The organism is Actinomadura sp. 6K520, assembly GCF_004349245.1.
In the GTDB taxonomy this organism is placed as follows: domain Bacteria; phylum Actinomycetota; class Actinomycetes; order Streptosporangiales; family Streptosporangiaceae; genus Spirillospora.
The window spans coordinates 1-16,714 of record NZ_SMLC01000159.1 but is presented as its reverse complement, the minus strand read 5'-3'; the positions used below and the strand labels follow the sequence as shown (position 1 = coordinate 16,714).

Sequence of the window (16,714 nt, the reverse complement as noted above, 5' to 3'; positions counted from 1 at the left end):
CCCCATCACCGCCCCCTGACCCAGGCGCCCCCCGGGGCCATCCACCAAGGCTGTCCCGATGATCGAAAAGGCCGGTGTCATCGCCACCGGCGACGGACAATAGAGATCATCCCGGCGAACAGGAGGAGCCTCATGCACGCATCACTTCAGCCGGGCCTGGCCGCACGGCTGGACTACACCGTCCCGGCCGAACGCACCGTCCCGCACCTGCTGCCCGAATCCGACCACTTCGCCGCCATGCCCGCCGTCCTGGCCACCGGCTACCTGGTCGGCATCGTGGAATGGACCTGTATGCGCGCCCTGCACGGGCACCTGGAAGACCACGAGCAGACCCTGGGCGTGCACGTCGACCTCAGCCACCAGGCCCCCACACCCCCCGGCAGCACCCTGACCGTCCACGCCGAACTCACGGCCGTCGACGGCAGACAACTCACCTTCACTGTCAACGCCCACGACGACGACGCCACCGTCTGCCAGGGAACCCACCGCCGCGCCGTCATCGACACCGAACGCTTCCACGCACGACTCCGCACCCGAACCACCACGCCGCACCCGCCGAATCCGCGCTGACAACAGCCCGGCTCCCGGCCTTTCAGCGGGGCATCATGGCTTTTCCCGTCCGCGTTTCCAAGATCAGGGAAGGGGAATGCGCAGTGCGGTGATGCCGCGCATGTCGAGCCAGGCGGCCTCCGGTGTCCGGACCATGCGTAGGAGGATCTCTTCGCAGGCGGGGCAGCGGGCGACGAGTCCCGGGGCGTGGTGGTAGAGACGCAGGGTCGCGACCGGGCCGGTTCGGGCGCAGCCCGCGCAACGGGCCTCAGCGGTGGTGACATCGGGGGTGAAGATCTCGCTCAGCGGGCCGGCCAGCGCGTTCCCGTCCTGGTAGTCGTCGATCATCGTCAGCCTCCTGTCGGGCCGAATCGCTCGGTCTTGATCTTGCGGGCGGCATGGCCGAGGGCCAGCAGCACCTCGGCGGCCGTTTCCACGAACCCGGTCGGGCCGCAGACGAAGCAGTCCGGCTCGAAGTCGGCGGGCCAGCCGTGGGCGTCCAGGTCGGCGACCGTGAGCCGCCCGGGCGGCCGCCGGCCCTCGGGCGCCTCGCGGGTGTAGAGGTGGGCGACGTCCAGGCCGGGGGCTCCACGGCGCAGTTCGGCGGCGTAGTACCGGTCGGCGGGTGTCCGCACCGAGTAGACGAGCCGGAACGGCGTGCGGCTGCCGGCCTGCCCGCGGGCGCGGATCATCGCCATCAGCGGCACGATCCCCGATCCGCCGGCGACCAGCAGCACCGGCGCCCTGGCGTCGGGACGCCAGACGAACCAGCCGCCCACCGGCCCGCGGATCTCCACCGGATCGCCGTGCGACAGGCCCCCGGCCAGGTAGGGCGAGACCTCCCCGTCCGGCACGCGTTGCACCGTCAGCTCGACCCGGTCGCCGGCGGCGGGCGCGGCGATCGAGTAGCTGCGCTGGGTGCTGTAGCCGTCCTCGGCGGTGAGCCGCACGTCGACATGCTGGCCCGCCGTGTGGCCCGGCCAGCCGGGCACGTCGAAGACCAGCGTCTCGGCGGTGGGCGTCTCGGTCCGCGTCGCGGCGAGCCGGGCGACGCGCCAGGTCAGTCGCCTTGGTACCGCTGTTCGCGCCATGGGTCCCCGTAGTCGTGGTAACCGGCCGTCTCCCAGAACCCCGGCTCGTCCTGATCGAGCAGGCGGATGCCGCGCACCCACTTGGCCGACTTCCAGAAGTACAGGTGCGGCACCAGCAGCCGGGCCGGCCCCCCGTGCTCGGCGGGGAGATCTTCGCCGTCGAAGCGGTAGGCGATCCACGCCTGCCCGTCCATGACGTCCGCGAGCGGCAGGTTGGTGGTGTAGCCCCCGTAAGACTGGGCGAGCACGTAGTCGGCGGCGGTGTCCACCTCGGCCAGCAGGGTGTCCAGCGACACGCCCTCCCAGCGGGTGCCGAGCTTGGACCACTTGGTGACGCAGTGGATGTCGACGGTCGGCGTCTCGCTGGGCAGCTCCGTGAACTGCCGCCAGTCCCAGCTGTACTCCCGGCCGCTCTCGGTCATGACGGTGAACTTCCACTGCTCCGTGCTGACCCGCGGCGTCGGACCGGCCGACAGGACGGGGAAGTCCTCTGTCAGGTACTGGCCGGGAGGGAGCTCGACGCCCGTCCCGCGCCCTCGGCCATGGAAACCCGGTGACACGATACCCATCACCAACCCCCCTTCCAGGGCTCCTTCGAGGGGGGAGACGACGCACGACGCCATTCCCGCAGGCCGCGCCACCGAAACCAGTCCGCCCACGCAACTCGGGCACTCTCGGTCGCCGGATGACTGCCCTGCTCAAACAGTGAAAATCGGGACAAGCAAGGCGCCGGGTCGATGGCGGGGAGGAAGGGTCACGCTGTGTCGTTATCGGGGGTGGCTTGGGCCAAGCCTGTGCGGTAGGCGATGACGACGAGTTGGGCGCGGTCGCGGGCCTCCAGCTTCATCATCGCGCGCTGCACGTGGGCGCGGACGGTGTAGGGGCTGAGGAACATCCGCTCGGCGATCTCCTGGTTGGACAGGCCGGTCGCGACCAGCGCGACCATCTCGCGTTCCCGCGGGGTGAGCACGGCGAGCCGTTCGGGGTCGTGCGGCGGGGCTCCGTCGGGGGTGGCCAGGAAACGGGCCACCAGGGAGCGGGTCGCGGCGGGCGACAGGAGGGTGTCGCCGTTGGCGATCGTGCGCACCGCGTCCAGCAGGTCCTCGGCCCCGATGCCCTTGCCGATGAAGCCGCCGGCCCCCGCGCGGAGCGCCTGAGCGACGTACTCGTCGGTCTCGTACGTGGTGAGGATCAGGATGCGGCTGGCACGCAGTTCCGGGTCCGCGCAGATCTGCGAGGTGGCGGTGAGGCCGTCCACCTCGGGCATGCGGATGTCCATGATCACCACATCCGGGCGCAGCTCCCGGGTGAGGCGCACCGCCTCCCCGCCGTCGGCCGCCTCGCCGACGACGGTGATGTCGTCGGCGGTGTCGAGCAGCGTCCGGAAGGCGGCGCGCAGCAGGGCCTGGTCGTCGGCGAGGAGGACGCGCAGCGTCACGGCGCATCCCCGGCCTCTCCGGCGGTCGTTTCCGCGCCGGTCTCCCGCGCCGTGTCCCTGGCGGGCGGCAGGGGCAGTTCGGTGGAGACGAGGAAGCCGCCCTCCGGGCGGCTGCCCGCGGTAAGGCGCCCCCCGACCGCGGTGGCGCGTTCGCGCATCCCGATCAGGCCGTAACCGGGTGGACGGTCCGGGGACGCGTTCGGTGCCGTACGGGCGCCCCCGCCGTCGTCGGCGACGGTGATGGTCACGCGATCGCGGTTCCAGGTGAGGCGCACCTGGGCGCTGCCGGTACCTGCGTGTTTGGTCACGTTGGTCAGGGCCTCCTGGACGATGCGGTAGGCGGTGAGGTCCGCTCCCGGCGGCAGCGGCCTGGACGTCCCCTCCTGGTGCACCGACACCTCCAGGCCGGCGCGGCGGAAGGACTCCAGCAGCGTGGGGAGGCGGGACAGGCCGGGCGCCGGTTCGGTGGGCGCGGCCGCGTCCCCGGACTGGCGCAGCAGGCCGACCGTGGCCCGGAGGTCGTCGAGCGCGTCGCCGGTGGTCTCGACGAGCTCCTTCAGGCTCTTGCGGGTGTGCTCCGGGTCGGTGTCGAAGAGGTGGGCGGCGACCGTGGCCTGCGCGTTGGCGAGGGTGATCTGATGGGCCACGAGGTCGTGCAGTTCCCGGGCGATGCGCACCCGTTCCTCGGCCACTCTCCGGCGCGCCTCCAGTTCCCGGCTCTCCTCGGCGCGCTGGGCCCGCTCCTCCACGGCCGCCAGGTAGGCCCGGCGGTTCCGCGTCGCGTGACCGAGCACCCCGGCCACCAGCGGGAACGCCGCCACCACTGCCATCCTGCTCGCGTCCTTCCACGAGATGGCGTCGAACAAGGCGGTGGAGGTGGCCAGCAGCGCGGCGGAGGCCGGCAGCACCGCGCTCGTCCCGCGCCGTTCGGTGCGCACGGTGAGCGAGTAGGCGCTGATCACGGCGGGGGCCATGATGAGCGGGGTCAGCAGCAGGCCCAGGAGCGGGGCCAGCATGCCGGCCGTCGTCGTGGCCGCCATGGCCGCCAGGGGCGCCCTGTGCCGCAGCGGCAGCACGGCACAGGACACCGCGGCGAGGAGGTAGGTGGCGGCGGGCGGCGCGGACAGCGTGTCGTCGACCCGCACCATGCCGCCGAGCAGGCAGAGGACGAACGCCGCCGCCGTGGTCGCCCCCTCCCGCCACCACATGCCGCGTGGTCGCGGGGCGCCGCCTCCCGGATTCGGCACGGCCGGCTCAGCGTCCGCCGCCGGGGAGCAGCGGCACCGCCGCGTCCGGCCTGGTCGCGGAGGCCGGGACGTGGCGGCTCAGCTTCTCCCCTTCGATGTCCACGTTCGGCAGCACACGGTTCAGGATAGGAGGCAGCCACCAGGCCCGGCGGCCGAGCAGTGCCAGGACCGCGGGGACGATCGCCATCCGGACCACGAAGGCGTCGAAGGCGACGGCGGCGGCCAGGCCGACGCCCATCGTCTGGATGGTCGGGGAGCTCATCCCGATGAAGCCGGCGAACACGCTGATCATGATGATCGCCGCCGCGGCCACCACACGTCCGCTGTGCCGGAAGCCGTGCACGACCGCCTCTCCGGGGGACGCGCCGTGGACGTGGGCCTCCCGCATCCGGGAGAGGAGGAAGACCTCGTAGTCCATGGCGAGGCCGAACACTATTCCGATGATGAGGATCGGCATCAGCGACATGACCGGTCCGGTCTGCTCGGTGCCGATCAGGTCCGCCGCCCAGCCCCACTGGAAGACGGCGACCAGGACGCCGAAGGCGGCGCCCACCGACAGCAGGAAACCGAGCGCGGCCTTGACCGGGACCAGGACCGAGCGGAAGACCACCAGCAGCAGGAGCACCGCCAGGCCGATGACCACGGTCAGGTAGGGAAGCAGGGCGTCGGACATGGCTTCGGAGATGTCGATGTTCATCGCGGTGGTGCCGGTCACGAGGACGCCTGCGCCCGTGTCGGCCTCGATGCCGGAGGCCGCGCCCCGGATCGCGTGCACCAGGTCCTTGGTCTCGCCGCTGCTCGGCGCGGTCTGCGGGACGGCGGTGAGGACGGCCGTGTCCCGGGCCGGGTTGAGCACCGGGTCACCGACGGACGCAACCCCGTCCACCCCCCGGACGGTCTCGGCGACCAGGTTCGTGGTGGCCCGGGTGTCCGCGGACCCCGACATGTCCACGACCACGGTGAGCGGGCCGTTGAAGCCGGGGCCGAAGCCTTCGGACAGCAGGTCGTAGGCACGGCGCTCGGTGGTCTGGACCGACTTGGACTCGTCCCCCGGCAGCCCGAGTTCGAGGTTCAGTGCCGGCAGGGCGACGGCGCCGAGACCGAGTCCGGCGACCAGCAGCACGGTCACCGGCCGGCGCAGCACGAACCGCGCCCAGCGGGTGCCGAGCCCTGGCCGCCCGGCGGCGGCCGCCGGGTGCGGACGCCCGCTTCCCGGCCGGGCGGCCTTGCGGACCGCGCGGGGCAGGATCCGCCGGCCGGCGAAGCCGAGCATCGCGGGGACCAGGGTCAGCGCGACGAGCACGGCGAGGGCCACGGCGCCCGCGCCGCCCATGCCCATCTTGGTGAGTTCGGGGATTCCGACGACCCCCAGCCCGACCAGGGCGATGAAGACGGTCGCGCCGGCGAAGACGACGGCGGATCCGGCCGTGCCCGCCGCCCGGCCGGCGGCCTCCTCCGGCTCGCCGCCCTGGGCGAGCTCGTCGCGGAAACGGGAGGTGATGAACAGTGCGTAGTCGATGCCGACCGCCAGCCCCAGCATGAGCGCCAGGATGGCGACGGTGGACGTCAGGCCCAGCCGGACGGCCAGCGCGGAGATCAGGCCGAACGCGATGGCCACGCCCGCGAAGGCGGTCAGCAGCGACAGCCCGGCCGCGACCAGCGACCCGAGGGCGAGGACCAGCACCACCGCCGCGACCGCCACGCCGATGATCTCGGTCGTGCCGCCCGGCTCCTCCTGCGAGTCCAGGGCCGAGCCGCCGATCTCCACGGTCAGCCCCGCGTCCCGGGCCTGGTCCGCGGCGTGCCGGAGGGCGTTCTTCGCCGGCTCGGTCAGGTCGACGGCGCCCGCGGTGTAGGTGATCGTGGAGTAGGCGATGGTGCCGTCCTCGCTGACGGCGCCGGTCTCGTAGGGGTCGGTGGTCGAGGCGACCTGATCGCCCCCGTCCATTGAGCCGAGCGTGTTCCGGACGGCCGCCTTGTTCCCTTGGGCCGTCACCCGCTGCCCGTCCGGGGCCTGGAACACCATGCGGGCTTCGGCGCCCTGGGAGTTGCTCTGCGGGAAGCGCTCGTCGAGCAGGTCGAACGCCTTCTGCGACTCGGTGCCGGGCATGGACAGGTCCTCGTCCTGACCGGACGGCGCCGTGGCGGCGGCGACCCCGGCCAGCACCAGGGCACCCAGCCACAGGCAGAGCACGAGCCGGCGCCGCCGGAAGGCCCACCGTCCGATCCGGTAAAGAAGTGTCGCCACGGGTTGATCACTCCAGACGCTGCGGGAAAGGGGGACCGCGTGAGATTCACGCGGCCTCCAACACTTCCCTGCGGCGTCCCTGCCGGGCATCGTCCCCCGACACCGTCTCCTCCTCGTGCACCCGGACCAGCCGCCCGCGCGTCCTAGTGCCTACGCACCAGACCGTGGCCCGTGACATCGCCACCTGACGCGCGGCGCGCTCTGTTCAGGGTCGGAGGTTCGGTCTCGGTACGTCCCGTCCCCGGTTGCTCACGGTTCTTGCCGGTCGCCGTGGGTGGGCGGGATGACGGCGATCGGGCAGTGGGCGTGGTGGATGACGCCGTGGGTGGTCGAGCCGAGCTGCGGTGCCGCCCAGTGTCGCTGGTGGGTGCCGACCACGAGGAGGCGGGCGTTGCGGGAGGCGTTGGACAGTGCGGTCACCGAGTGTTCCAGGGCGATCTCGTCCACGACGTCCACGCCCGGGTACTTGGCGCGCAGCGGCTGGTACGCCTCTACGACCTGGGCGCGCAGGTCGCGTTTGGTCTGTTCGATGGCGACGGTGTGATCGGCGTCATAGGAAGTGCTGAACGTCTGCCAGGCGTGGACGACGCGGAGGCGGGCGTCGCGCAGTGCGGCGGCGTCGAAGGCGTAGTCGAGGAGGGTGCCGGCGTCCGTCAGGAGGTCGACGCCCACGACGATTTCGCCGCGGTCGGTGGTGTCTCCGCGCACGATCACGACGGGGACGGTGGAGTGGGCGGCCATGCGCAGGCTGGTGGAGCCCAGCAGCATGCTGGCGAACCCGCCGCGGCCGCGGCTGCCCAGGACGAGTTCGAACGCCTTGGCCGACTGGTCGCGCAGGGCCTTCGGGGGGTCCTCGGCGATGAGGGCGGTCGTGGTCTCCAGGTCGGGCCACCGTTCCTGGACGCGTTCGCGGGCCGCGGCGAGCAGCCGGCGGCCGGCGCGGGTCATCTGCTCGGTGGTGTCGGGCGGCATGAACAGCGGCGCCTTGTAGGGCCAGCTCTCCACCGTGTGGACGATGTGCAGAGGGCGTTCGCGCAGGACGGCCTCGGCGGCGGCCCACTGCAGGGCGCGGTCCGATTCATCGGAGCCGTCGGTGCCGACGACGATCGGCTCGGACATCGCGTTCTCCTTCGAGTGGCGGTTCCCTTGTGTCCACGCTCTTTCCCCGTCGCGCGCGGTCCAAGAGGCAAAGGTCCTTTCGTGGTGCTCTGTGTGCCCTGGGGTGGGGTCGCGCAGCAGCGGGAGGGTTCTCGCGGGTCGGCGCTCGGCCCGGCCGCGCCACCCGCGTGGTGGCGGCGGGCAGGCATGGTTCAGCGGAGGCGCCGCAGGTAGGGGTCCCATCTGCGGCGGGGCACCAGGCGGACGCGGGCGTCGACGGTCACGACGCCGTCCGGGCGGACGATGGTCGGGTTGAGGTCGAGTTCGGCGATCTCCGGGTGGTCGGCCGCCAGCCGCGACAGCCGCAGCAGCGAGTCCCGCAGCCGCCCGACATCGCCGGCCGGGCGCGCCGGGTGGCCGCTGAGCAGCGCCGACAGCCGGGGCGCGCGGATCAGCTCATCGGCGTCCCGGGTCGTGAGCGGCGCCAGCCGGGCCGCGCGGTCGGCCAGCGCGTCGGTGTCGACGCCCCCCGCCCCGAAGATCACCACTGCCCCGAAAACCTCGTCCTGGACGGCGCCGCACAGCACCTCGACGCCCCGCTCCGCCATGGCCTGGACGAGCATGCCCTCCAGATCGGCACCGAACCGCTCCGCCAGCCGGCCGAACGCGGCGCGGACGGCGTCCTCCCCCGTCAGGCCCAGTTCCAGCGCGCCCGCGGCGGTCTTGTGCACGACCTTCGTCACGTGCGCCTTCAACGCGACCGGTACGCCCAGGTCACGGGCCGCCGCGATCGCCTCGTCGGCGGTCCGGGCCCAGCGCCACGGCGCCACCGGCAGCCCGTAGGACTCCAGGAGGCGGTACACCTGGCCGGGTGGCAGCCAGCCGCCGTCCGGCTCGCCGTCCAGGAACCCGCCGATGATGCGCGCCGCCTCGTCCTGGCGGAGGCCGGGTGGCGTGGGCGGCGGCTCCCGGGGGACGTCCCGCCGCCGCGCGTAGGTCCATGCGTGCGCGAGCGAGCGTGCGGCGTTCTCCGGGTAGGCGTAGCACGGGACCGCGTCATCGTTGACGACGACGGTCTCCGCCTGCCCGAGCACCACCGCCGCCATCGGCTTGCGGCCGCCGCGCAGCGCGCCCCGCAGGTCGCCGAGCGCGGTCGGGGCCACCAGTGCCAGCACGGCGTCCACGGCGTCGTCCGCGGCCAGCGCGCCGAGGGCGTCCCGGAACACGTCGGCGGAGACCGCCGCGGTCGTGTCGACGGGGTTGGCGACCGCCGCGCCGGACGGGAGGATCCGCCCCAGGTGACGCCGCGTGGCCTGGCTCAGGACCGGGACGGTGAGCCCGGCGTCGGCGCAGGCGTCGGCGGCCAGCACCCCGGCGCCGCCCGCGTTGGACAGCACCGCGACCCGCGGCCCCGCCGGCGGCGGCTGGGTCGCCAGCAGCGCGGCGGCGTCGACCAGCTCCCCGAGGTCGTCGGTGGCCACGATGCCGGCCTGCGCGAACAGCGCCCGGCGGGTCAGCTCCGGGGTCGCGGCGGCGGCGGTGTGCGAGGCCGCCGCCCGGGTGCCGGGCGCGGACCGGCCGGCGAGGACGGTCAGCAGCGGCATCTTCGCGGCGACCCGGCGTGCCGTCCTGGCGAACTTGCGGGGGTTGCCGAACGACTCCACGTGCAGGACGCCCAGCCGGGTCGTCTCGTCCGACTCCCACCACATCAGCAGGTCGTTGGCGCTGACGTCGTACTTGTCGCCCACCGAGGCGAACGTCGAGACGCCGATCCCCAGCCGGGACAGCTCCTCGATCAGCGCGATCCCGACACCTCCCGACTGGACCGCCACGCCCGCGGTCCCGGGCTCGGGCCGGCGCGCGGCGAACGTCGCGTCCAGCCCCAGCGCGGTGTTGGCGACGCCCAGGCAGTTCGGCCCGACCAGCCGCATGCCGTACTCCCGGCAGGCGGCCAGCAGGCCGCGTCCCTGCTCGGCGGTCAGCCCCGAGCCGATCACCACGAGCGCCGGTATCCCGAAGCGCCCGCACGCCGCCGCCACGGCCGGCACCGAGGGCGCGGGCACCGTGATCACCGCGAGATCGGGCGCCTCGGGCAGATCGGCGAGCGCCGCCACACAGGGCGCGCCGTGCAGGTCGGGCCCCGCGCAGTGCGGATTCACCGCGTACACGCCCCCCTTGAAGCCGCCCGCGATGATGTTGCGCAGCAGCTCGGCGCCGACCGTCCCGCGCCGCCGGGACGCCCCGATGACCGCCACGGCCCGGGGCCGCAGCAGCGGTTCCAGGCTCGCCACGTCCGCCTGCCGCTCCCGCTCGGCCACCGCGTCCAGGTACCCGTCGCCGGAGGCGAGCGGGATCGTCACCTCGACGACACCGCCGGAGGTCCGCCGCCTGGCGCCCATCCCGGCGTCGGCGAACACGCGCAGCATCGCGCTGTTCGCCGGCAGCGTGTCGGCGCGGAACGCGACGATCCCGGCGGCGCGGGCCAGGGAGCCCAGGTGTTCGAGCAGCAGGGTCCCGACGCCGCGGTGGTGCATCCGGTCCGCGACCGCCATCGCGATCTCCGCCTCGCCCGGCACGCCGGTCGGCTCGTACTCCGCGACGCCGACCAGGTCGCCGTGCAGCCAGGCGCCGAGCGCCGCGTGAGCACCGCCGTCCGCGCGGCAGACCCGCGCCGCCACATCGGCCGCCATGGCCCGGTTCAGCCCGAAGAACCGCAGGTACAGGCTCTCCTCGCGGAGCCCCTGGTGCAGCTCGCGCACCGCCTCCTCGTCCGCCGCGCCCAGCCGCCTGATCTCGATCTGCGTCCCATCGGTCAGCAGCGCGAACGCCCGCGCGCCGGAAAGCCGCTCCGTCATGCCTCCAGCCTCCGCCGGAACGGGCCGCCGATCAGCGTCCCAAAGTCATCGACAATCGGGACTTCGGTCCCTCGACGCCCCCCGAGGAGGCCCACGCTGCATAGCCCCCCAAGGCGGGGGCAGCCTTGGGGCAACGCGCGGACCTTCCGAGAACGGGCACGGCAGAACGCCACTCAAGAGTGAGGATCGAGTCCGATGGCCGGTGGACTGCTCACGGACCTGTACGAAGTGACGATGGCGACGAGCTACCTGCGCCGCGGCATGACCGGCCCGGCGACGTTCAGCCTCTTCGTCCGCCGGCTCCCGCCCGGCCGCGGCTTCCTCATCGCCGGCGGACTGGCCGACTGCCTGTCGTTCCTGGAGGGCTACCGTTTCACCCGGGACGATCTCGACTACCTCGCCACGGAGCAGCGTTTCGACGACGCGGCGCTCCGGGCGCTGGAGGAACTGCGGTTCACCGGTGACGTCCAGGCGGTTCCTGAAGGGCGCGCGGTGTTCGCGGGTGAGCCCCTGCTGGAGGTCACGGCGCCGATTGCCGAGGCGCAGCTGGTCGAGACCGTCCTGCTGAACCACGTCACCTTCCAGACCACGATCGCCACCAAGGCCGAACGGTGCGTGCGGGCGGCGGGCGGTGCGCAGGTCGTCGACTTCGCGTTCCGCCGGACCCAGGGGATCGACGCCGCGATGGCCGTCGCCCGCGCCTCCCACATCGCGGGCTTCGCCGGCACCAGCAACGTCGAGGCCGCCCGCCGGTACGGCATTCCGGCGTCCGGGACCATGGCGCACTCCTACATCGAGGCGTTCCCCGACGAGGACGCGGCCTTCGCGGCCTTCACCGCCGACTTCCCCGACCGCACCACACTGCTGGTCGACACCTACGACACCCTCGGCGGCGTCAAGGCGGCCATCGACACCGCCCGGCGGGCGGGGCAGGCGCAGCTCGCGGGGATCCGCCTCGACTCGGGGGACCTGGGCGCCCTGGCCTTCCAGTCCCGGCGCCTGCTGGACGAGGCCGGCATGACGCGGACCCGCATCGTGGCCAGCGGCGGGCTGGACGAGTTCGGGATCGCCGAGCTGAGCGCCTCCGGGGCGCCGATCGACGTCTACGGGGTGGGCACGAAGATGGGCGTGTCGGCCGACGCCCCCTACCTCGACAGCGCCTACAAGCTGGTGGCCTTCGAGGGCAGGCCGGTGATGAAGCTGTCCGCCGGAAAGGCCACCGCCCCCGGCGCGAAGCAGGTGTACCGCGGAGTACGGGGCGACCTCGTCACGCTCCGGGAGGAGCCCGCCCCCGCGGGCATGGAGCCCCTGCTCGTCCCCGTCATGGAGTCCGGGCGCCGGACCGGCCCGGACGAGTCGCTGGAGGACGCACGCGACCGGCGCGCCGCCGACGTCGCCGCCCTCCCCGACCAGGTCACCAGGTTCCACCGCCCCGAGACCCGCACCGTCACGCTCAGCCCGGAACTCCAACGCCGCCGTGACCGCCTCCGCGCGGAACTCACCGCCAAGATCGCGCACCGCACGGCCTGAGGGCGGACCGGTGCGGGGGGCGCGCCGTGCCTCCCCGCGGGCGCTCAGGAGGGCCGGGGGCCGGCCGCGTCAGGCGAGCGTCAGGAACAGCCTTTCGAGCTGGGCCCGATCGGTCTCGGCCTGCTCGGTCCCGGCGTCCTCCTCGCGCGCCGCGCACTGCTCCAGGCCGGTTGCGATGATCTTGAAACCGGCGCGGTCGAGGGCGCGCGAGGCGGCGGCGAGCTGGTTGACCAGGTCGGCGCAGTCGCGGCCCTCCTCGATCATCTTGATCACGCCGCCGATCTGCCCCTGCGCGCGCCGGAGCCGCACCGTGACCTCCGCCAGGGACGCCTTGTCCAGCTCCATCTTCCCCGTCCCCTCTCCTAGGCGCTGTGCCGGTGCTCCGCGGCATGCCGGCGCACGTCGTCCATGTCCACGGCCCGTGCCTCTTCGATCAGCTTCTCCAGCTCCGGCTCGCGCAGCGCGCCGGGCTGCGCGTACAGCACGACCCGGTCGCGGATGATCATGAGGGTCGGGATGGAGGAGATGCCGAAGGCGCCGGCCAGCTCCTGCTGGGCCTCGGTGTCGACCTTGCCGAACACGATGTCGGCGTGCTTCTCGGAGACCCGCTCGTACACGGGTGCGAAGAAGCGGCAGGGGCCGCACCAGCCGGCCCAGAAGTCGATCAGGATCATGTCGTCGCCGCCGAGGACGTCCTCGAAGTTCTCGCGGGTCAGCTCGGTAGTGGCCATCACTGCCTCCAATGCGGTCGGGATACCCCTACGGGTATAAGAACAAGCGGCCGGCAGCTCGGATTCCCGTTTCTGGATACGGGTAGGGGTATCTTGGGAAACCGGCCCGGACATAGACACGGATGGGGAAGTTCCATGGATTACGGCATGACCGTCACGCTGCAGCGGCCGTTCGGCGAGACCGTCGAGCGGGTCAGGGCGGCGCTGAAGGAGCAGGGGTTCGGCGTGCTCACCGAGATCGACGTGCGCGCCACGCTCCAGGAGAAGCTCGGTGAGACGATCGAGGACTACCTCATCCTCGGCGCCTGCAACCCGCCGCTGGCCCACCGGGCACTGGAGGCCGACCGGCGCATCGGCCTGCTGCTGCCCTGCAACGTCGTCGTCCGGTCCGCGGACGGCCACACCGTCGTCGAGGCACTGGACCCGCAGGTCATGGTCACGGTGAGCGAGCAGCCCGGCCTCCGGCCGGTCGCCGACGACGCGGCCGCGCGGCTCACCGCGGCGCTGGAGTCACTGCGCGGCTGAGCCCGCCGGGCGCGTCATCGCACCCGTTCCGGCGCGGGTGCGTGCTCGGCGTCCGCGCCGGAGGACGCCTCCGGCCGTCCGCTCCCGCGCTCCCGGCGCCCGCGCCTGCGCTTCAGGAGCAGGGCGGCCACGGCCACGGTGCCGGCCCCGGACGCCGCCCAGCCGAGGGGCGTGCCGAACACGGCGTCCCGCACCGCGGCCGGCGCCTCCTGCGTCACGACGAACCCGGCCATCACCAGGACGAACCATCCGAACGCCCGGCGCAGCCGCTCCGGCTCGACGCGTCCGGCCAGCCGCGAACCGGCGACGCCGCCGAGCACCGCGGCACCGGTGACCGCGAGGGTCAGCGGCCAGTCGATCTGGACGGCGGAGAGGTACCCGGCCAGCCCGGCGAAGGACTTCATCGCGATGACCAGCAGTGAGGTCCCGACCGCGGCGGGCATGGACAGTCCGCCGAGCAGGACGAGCGCGGGAACGACTAGGAAGCCGCCGCCCGCCCCGACCAGCCCGGTGACGAGTCCGACGGTCACCCCTTCGGCGAGGATGCGGAACACGGGCCGTTCCGTGTGCTCGCCCGTGGGAGCGTGCCGGCCGCGCAGCATCGCGACCGCGGTCACGGCCATCATCACCGCGAAGGCGGCCAGCAGCACCCCGGCCGGTATGTAGGCCGCCAGCCGCCCGCCCGCGTAGGCGCCCGCCATGCCGGCACCGCCGAACAGCAGCCCGGTTCGCCAGCGGACGCGCTTGGCGCGGGCGTGCGGCACGACGCCGGCCAGCGAGGTCGCGCCCACCACGAACAGCGACATCGCGATCGCCTGCTTCGTCTCCACCCCGGCCACGTAGACCAGGATCGGCACGGTGAGGATGGACCCTCCGCCGCCGAGCAGGCCGAGCGAGACACCGACGGCGAGCGCGGCGAGCAGCGTCAGCGCGAGCGTCATCACGGCCGCCGATCCCGCAGCAGCGCGACCATGCGCTCCGCGTCACAGGCGGGGGCCCGGTTGAAGGGCAGCTTGGCGAGCAGCATCCCCATCATGCAGGTGTTGGTCAGGGCCGCGATCGTCAGGCCGGCGCCGACCGCGGCGGCCAGCCATTCCAGGCCCGGCACGGCGACACCGCCGACGACGCCCAGCAGCACGAGGAGCCCGGCGACCAGGCGCACCTGGCGTTCCAGGTCCCAGCGAGACCTGTTCCGGTTGAGCGGCGCGTCCGCCGCGTCCCAGGCGACGATCCCGCCGTCCAGGATGTGCACATTGGTCATCCCGGCTTCGACCAGCGCCCGCTCGGCCTGGGCGGCACGGCCGCCGGTCCGGCAGACCAGCACGACCTCGTCCAGGGAGCCGCGCAGCTCGGCGCTGTGCTCGCGCAGAGTGTCGAGGGGGACGTTGTAGGAACCGGGGATGTGCGACGCGGCGAACTCGGCGGGCGTGCGCACGTCCAGCAGGCGCGGCGCGTCCGGGGTGGCCAGGCGGTCGCGCAGGGCCGCGGCGTCGATCTTCGGCGACAGGTCGGGCATGTGAGCCTCTTTCCTCGTTGGAGACCGGTTCCGGACCCGGTGCGGGCCGGGTCCGGGACCGGGGACCGGTGCTGTGCTGACCGGTGCTCTGGTCGTCGGGCTTTGGTGTGGTTGCTCTGGTGTCGGTGCTGTGGTGGTCGGTGCGGGTGTCAGGCGGCGTTCGCGACGACCGGCAGGCCGGCGCGGGCGCTCGCGTCGTACTCGTCGTCGATGGCGACCACGCGCCGCCCGGCGGCCGCCAGGAGCGAGGCGGCCGCGGCCGCCCGGTAGCCCGCCGCGCAGTGCACCCACACCTCGCCGCCGGGCACCTCGTCCACGCGGCGCGGCAGGTCCTGCAGCGGGATGTGCACGGCGCCCTCGATGTGCGACTCGTCCCACTCCAGGGCGCGGCGGACGTCCAGCACCACGACCGGCCGGTGGTGCCGCACGGCGGCCAGCTCGTCGAACGACGCCCTCGGGAAGGAGGCGAGCCGCTCCCCGGCGGCCCAGCGCTCCGGGCCGCCGGTGGCCGACGCGGCCGGGCGGTCGATGCCGATGCGGACCAGCTCGCGCTGCGCGGCGGCCACGTCCTCCGGCGTCTCCCCCAGCAGCGTCAGCGGCGTCCCCCACGGGACGAGCCAGCCGAGGTAGGTCGCGAACCCGCCGTCGAGCCCGAAGTTGAGCGTTCCCGCCATGTGCCCGGCCGCGAACGCGGTACGGGTCCGCAGGTCGACGACCCACTCCCCGGCCTCGATGCGGCGGCGCAGCTCGGCGGGGTCGGCGCGGCGCGGTTCCGACAGGTCGGGCGCCTCGGGCCCGGCGCTGTTGGCCGGACCCATGTGCGCGTAGTACGCCGGCCAGGCGTCCAGCCCGGCCAGCAGCGACTCCACGTACTCCCGCTCGCCCAGGGTTAGCGCCGGATTGGTGCGCTTCTCCCGCCCGATCGTCGACGCCTCGGCCTCCGACTGGGTGGCCGAGCAGAAGCTGCCGAACCCGTGGGTCGGGTAGACCTCCGCGTCGTCGGGGAGCTCACGTGCCAGCCGGTGCGCCGAACCGTACTGGGCGGTCACCAGGTCGTGGGTGTGGTCCGGTCCGAGCAGGTCCGGCCGTCCGGTGGACCCGTACAGCAGCGAGCCGCCGGTGAAGACCGCCGGGGCCCGGCCCGGGGCCTCCAGGACGTAGGCCAGGTGCGTGAACGTGTGGCCCGGAGTCGCCAGGACCCGCACCCGCATCCGCGCGCCGACGGCGATCACGTCGCCGTCGGCCACCGCGTTGTGCTCGAAGGCCACGGGGTCGGCGGCGTTGACGTGGTACGCGGCGCCCGTCGCCCGGGCCAGCGCCAGACCGCCGGTCACATAGTCGTTGTGGATGTGGGTCTCGAAGACGTCGACGACCGTCACCTCCCGCGCCTCGGCCAGGGCGAGCACCCGGTCGATGTCGCGCTGCGGGTCGACGACGAACGCGACCTCGCCGTCGGTGACGAAGTAGCTGCGGTCCCCCAGCGTGGGGGTGTCGATCGGAATGATCTCGAGCACTGGACTGCCTCTCTCCAACTCGTCAGGCGGCGTTCTCGCGCACCCCGTGTGCCACCGGTCCGTCGGCCGGACTCGCCGCACATCCCTCTTGGCATATACCCCTGGGGGTATCTGAGAGGCAGGGTAGCCGAAGGGCGGACGGCGACGCAAATACCCCTAGGGGTATTCGGGAACAGGTCGTCGCCCGAGGAACGGAACGATCGCCCGGGACACCCGGCGGTCCCGCCGCGGGAGCGGACCCGCGTGCCGATCCCGTCCGGCCCAGCTCATCGCGACGTGCGCCCTATACCCTGATGGGTATGAGGAGGGCGATGTGAAGTTCGAGGCGGACGCCCTGGCCGATGTCCTGGTACGCCTGCGGCGTGCGCAGGG

The 16,714-nt window shown here is 73.3% G+C and carries 16 protein-coding genes; 3 read left to right on the top strand and 13 right to left on the bottom strand.

Annotated elements, in window-relative coordinates:
• Positions 1 to 132: 132 nt before the first annotated feature.
• On the top strand, positions 133 to 570 hold the full coding sequence (locus tag E1289_RS29850; protein ID WP_131986119.1) for a thioesterase family protein: 438 nt from the start codon (positions 133 to 135) through the stop codon (positions 568 to 570).
• A 63-nt stretch (positions 571 to 633) separates the two neighbouring features.
• Here E1289_RS29850 and E1289_RS29845 read toward each other — a convergent pair whose 3' ends face one another.
• From E1289_RS29845 to E1289_RS29810, 8 genes are all read right to left on the bottom strand, one after another.
• Positions 634 to 897, bottom strand: coding sequence for a DUF6510 family protein (locus E1289_RS29845; RefSeq protein ID WP_131986117.1), 264 nt, complete (start codon positions 895 to 897; stop codon positions 634 to 636).
• Positions 898 to 899: 2 nt separating this feature from the next.
• Positions 900 to 1,640 (bottom strand): ferredoxin reductase, encoded by a 741-nt coding sequence (locus tag E1289_RS29840; RefSeq protein WP_131986115.1) that lies wholly within the window; start codon positions 1,638 to 1,640, stop codon positions 900 to 902.
• A complete protein-coding gene (locus E1289_RS29835) occupies positions 1,610 to 2,209 on the bottom strand; it encodes a sulfite oxidase-like oxidoreductase (protein ID WP_131986113.1) in 600 nt (199 codons plus the stop codon). The genes E1289_RS29840 and E1289_RS29835 overlap by 31 nt, the downstream gene beginning before the upstream one ends.
• A 185-nt stretch (positions 2,210 to 2,394) precedes the next feature.
• Positions 2,395 to 3,078, bottom strand: a complete 684-nt coding sequence (locus E1289_RS29830; protein WP_131986111.1) for a response regulator transcription factor — start codon at positions 3,076 to 3,078, stop codon at positions 2,395 to 2,397.
• Positions 3,075 to 4,325, bottom strand: coding sequence for a sensor histidine kinase (locus E1289_RS29825; RefSeq protein ID WP_131986109.1), 1,251 nt, complete (start codon positions 4,323 to 4,325; stop codon positions 3,075 to 3,077). Before E1289_RS29825 ends, E1289_RS29830 begins: the two co-directional genes overlap by 4 nt.
• Positions 4,326 to 4,332: 7 nt before the next feature.
• Positions 4,333 to 6,573, bottom strand: a complete 2,241-nt coding sequence (locus E1289_RS29820) for an MMPL family transporter (protein ID WP_131986107.1) — start codon at positions 6,571 to 6,573, stop codon at positions 4,333 to 4,335.
• A 249-nt stretch (positions 6,574 to 6,822) separates the two neighbouring features.
• Complete coding sequence (locus tag E1289_RS29815) at positions 6,823 to 7,692, bottom strand: universal stress protein (protein ID WP_165970658.1); 870 nt, start codon at positions 7,690 to 7,692, stop codon at positions 6,823 to 6,825.
• A gap of 191 nt (positions 7,693 to 7,883) precedes the next feature.
• Positions 7,884 to 10,526, bottom strand: coding sequence for a bifunctional GNAT family N-acetyltransferase/acetate--CoA ligase family protein (locus tag E1289_RS29810; RefSeq protein ID WP_131986103.1), 2,643 nt, complete (start codon positions 10,524 to 10,526; stop codon positions 7,884 to 7,886).
• A gap of 195 nt (positions 10,527 to 10,721) precedes the next feature.
• Between E1289_RS29810 and E1289_RS29805 the strand changes: the two genes are divergently transcribed.
• Positions 10,722 to 12,056 (top strand): nicotinate phosphoribosyltransferase, encoded by a 1,335-nt coding sequence (locus E1289_RS29805; RefSeq protein ID WP_131986101.1) that lies wholly within the window; start codon positions 10,722 to 10,724, stop codon positions 12,054 to 12,056.
• A gap of 69 nt (positions 12,057 to 12,125) precedes the next feature.
• Here E1289_RS29805 and E1289_RS29800 read toward each other — a convergent pair whose 3' ends face one another.
• The gene (locus tag E1289_RS29800; protein ID WP_131986099.1) at positions 12,126 to 12,401 is read right to left on the bottom strand and encodes a metal-sensitive transcriptional regulator; all 276 of its coding nucleotides are present in this window, start codon (positions 12,399 to 12,401) and stop codon (positions 12,126 to 12,128) included.
• Between the two features lie 17 nt (positions 12,402 to 12,418).
• Entirely contained in the window at positions 12,419 to 12,787 is a 369-nt protein-coding gene (locus E1289_RS29795) for a thioredoxin domain-containing protein (protein ID WP_131986097.1), read from the bottom strand.
• Positions 12,788 to 12,934: 147 nt separating this feature from the next.
• Here E1289_RS29795 and E1289_RS29790 point away from each other — a divergent pair, with 147 nt between their 5' ends.
• Positions 12,935 to 13,312, top strand: coding sequence for a DUF302 domain-containing protein (locus E1289_RS29790; protein ID WP_243713237.1), 378 nt, complete (start codon positions 12,935 to 12,937; stop codon positions 13,310 to 13,312).
• A gap of 14 nt (positions 13,313 to 13,326) precedes the next feature.
• Here E1289_RS29790 and E1289_RS29785 read toward each other — a convergent pair whose 3' ends face one another.
• From E1289_RS29785 to E1289_RS29775, 3 genes are all read right to left on the bottom strand, one after another.
• Complete coding sequence (locus E1289_RS29785; RefSeq protein ID WP_131986093.1) at positions 13,327 to 14,253, bottom strand: sulfite exporter TauE/SafE family protein; 927 nt, start codon at positions 14,251 to 14,253, stop codon at positions 13,327 to 13,329.
• The gene (locus tag E1289_RS29780; protein WP_131986091.1) at positions 14,253 to 14,828 is read right to left on the bottom strand and encodes a rhodanese-like domain-containing protein; all 576 of its coding nucleotides are present in this window, start codon (positions 14,826 to 14,828) and stop codon (positions 14,253 to 14,255) included. The genes E1289_RS29785 and E1289_RS29780 overlap by 1 nt, the downstream gene beginning before the upstream one ends.
• A gap of 149 nt (positions 14,829 to 14,977) precedes the next feature.
• Positions 14,978 to 16,342, bottom strand: a complete 1,365-nt coding sequence (locus tag E1289_RS29775; protein ID WP_131986089.1) for an MBL fold metallo-hydrolase — start codon at positions 16,340 to 16,342, stop codon at positions 14,978 to 14,980.
• Positions 16,343 to 16,714 lie beyond the last annotated feature (372 nt).

Excerpts from the sequence above, each read along its gene's own strand:
- E1289_RS29815 (WP_165970658.1), bottom strand. The coding sequence starts at position 7,692 with ATGTCCGAGCCGATCGTCGTCGGCACCGACGGCTCCGATGAATCGGAC.
- E1289_RS29800 (WP_131986099.1), bottom strand. The coding sequence starts at position 12,401 with ATGGAGCTGGACAAGGCGTCCCTGGCGGAGGTCACGGTGCGGCTCCGG.
- E1289_RS29835 (WP_131986113.1), bottom strand. The coding sequence starts at position 2,209 with ATGGGTATCGTGTCACCGGGTTTCCATGGCCGAGGGCGCGGGACGGGC.
- E1289_RS29850 (WP_131986119.1), top strand. The coding sequence starts at position 133 with ATGCACGCATCACTTCAGCCGGGCCTGGCCGCACGGCTGGACTACACC.
- E1289_RS29795 (WP_131986097.1), bottom strand. The coding sequence starts at position 12,787 with ATGGCCACTACCGAGCTGACCCGCGAGAACTTCGAGGACGTCCTCGGC.
- E1289_RS29845 (WP_131986117.1), bottom strand. The coding sequence starts at position 897 with ATGATCGACGACTACCAGGACGGGAACGCGCTGGCCGGCCCGCTGAGC.
- E1289_RS29805 (WP_131986101.1), top strand. The coding sequence starts at position 10,722 with ATGGCCGGTGGACTGCTCACGGACCTGTACGAAGTGACGATGGCGACG.
- E1289_RS29790 (WP_243713237.1), top strand. The coding sequence starts at position 12,935 with ATGACCGTCACGCTGCAGCGGCCGTTCGGCGAGACCGTCGAGCGGGTC.
- E1289_RS29840 (WP_131986115.1), bottom strand. The coding sequence starts at position 1,640 with ATGGCGCGAACAGCGGTACCAAGGCGACTGACCTGGCGCGTCGCCCGG.
- E1289_RS29785 (WP_131986093.1), bottom strand. The coding sequence starts at position 14,253 with ATGACGCTCGCGCTGACGCTGCTCGCCGCGCTCGCCGTCGGTGTCTCG.
- E1289_RS29780 (WP_131986091.1), bottom strand. The coding sequence starts at position 14,828 with ATGCCCGACCTGTCGCCGAAGATCGACGCCGCGGCCCTGCGCGACCGC.
- E1289_RS29810 (WP_131986103.1), bottom strand. The coding sequence starts at position 10,526 with ATGACGGAGCGGCTTTCCGGCGCGCGGGCGTTCGCGCTGCTGACCGAT.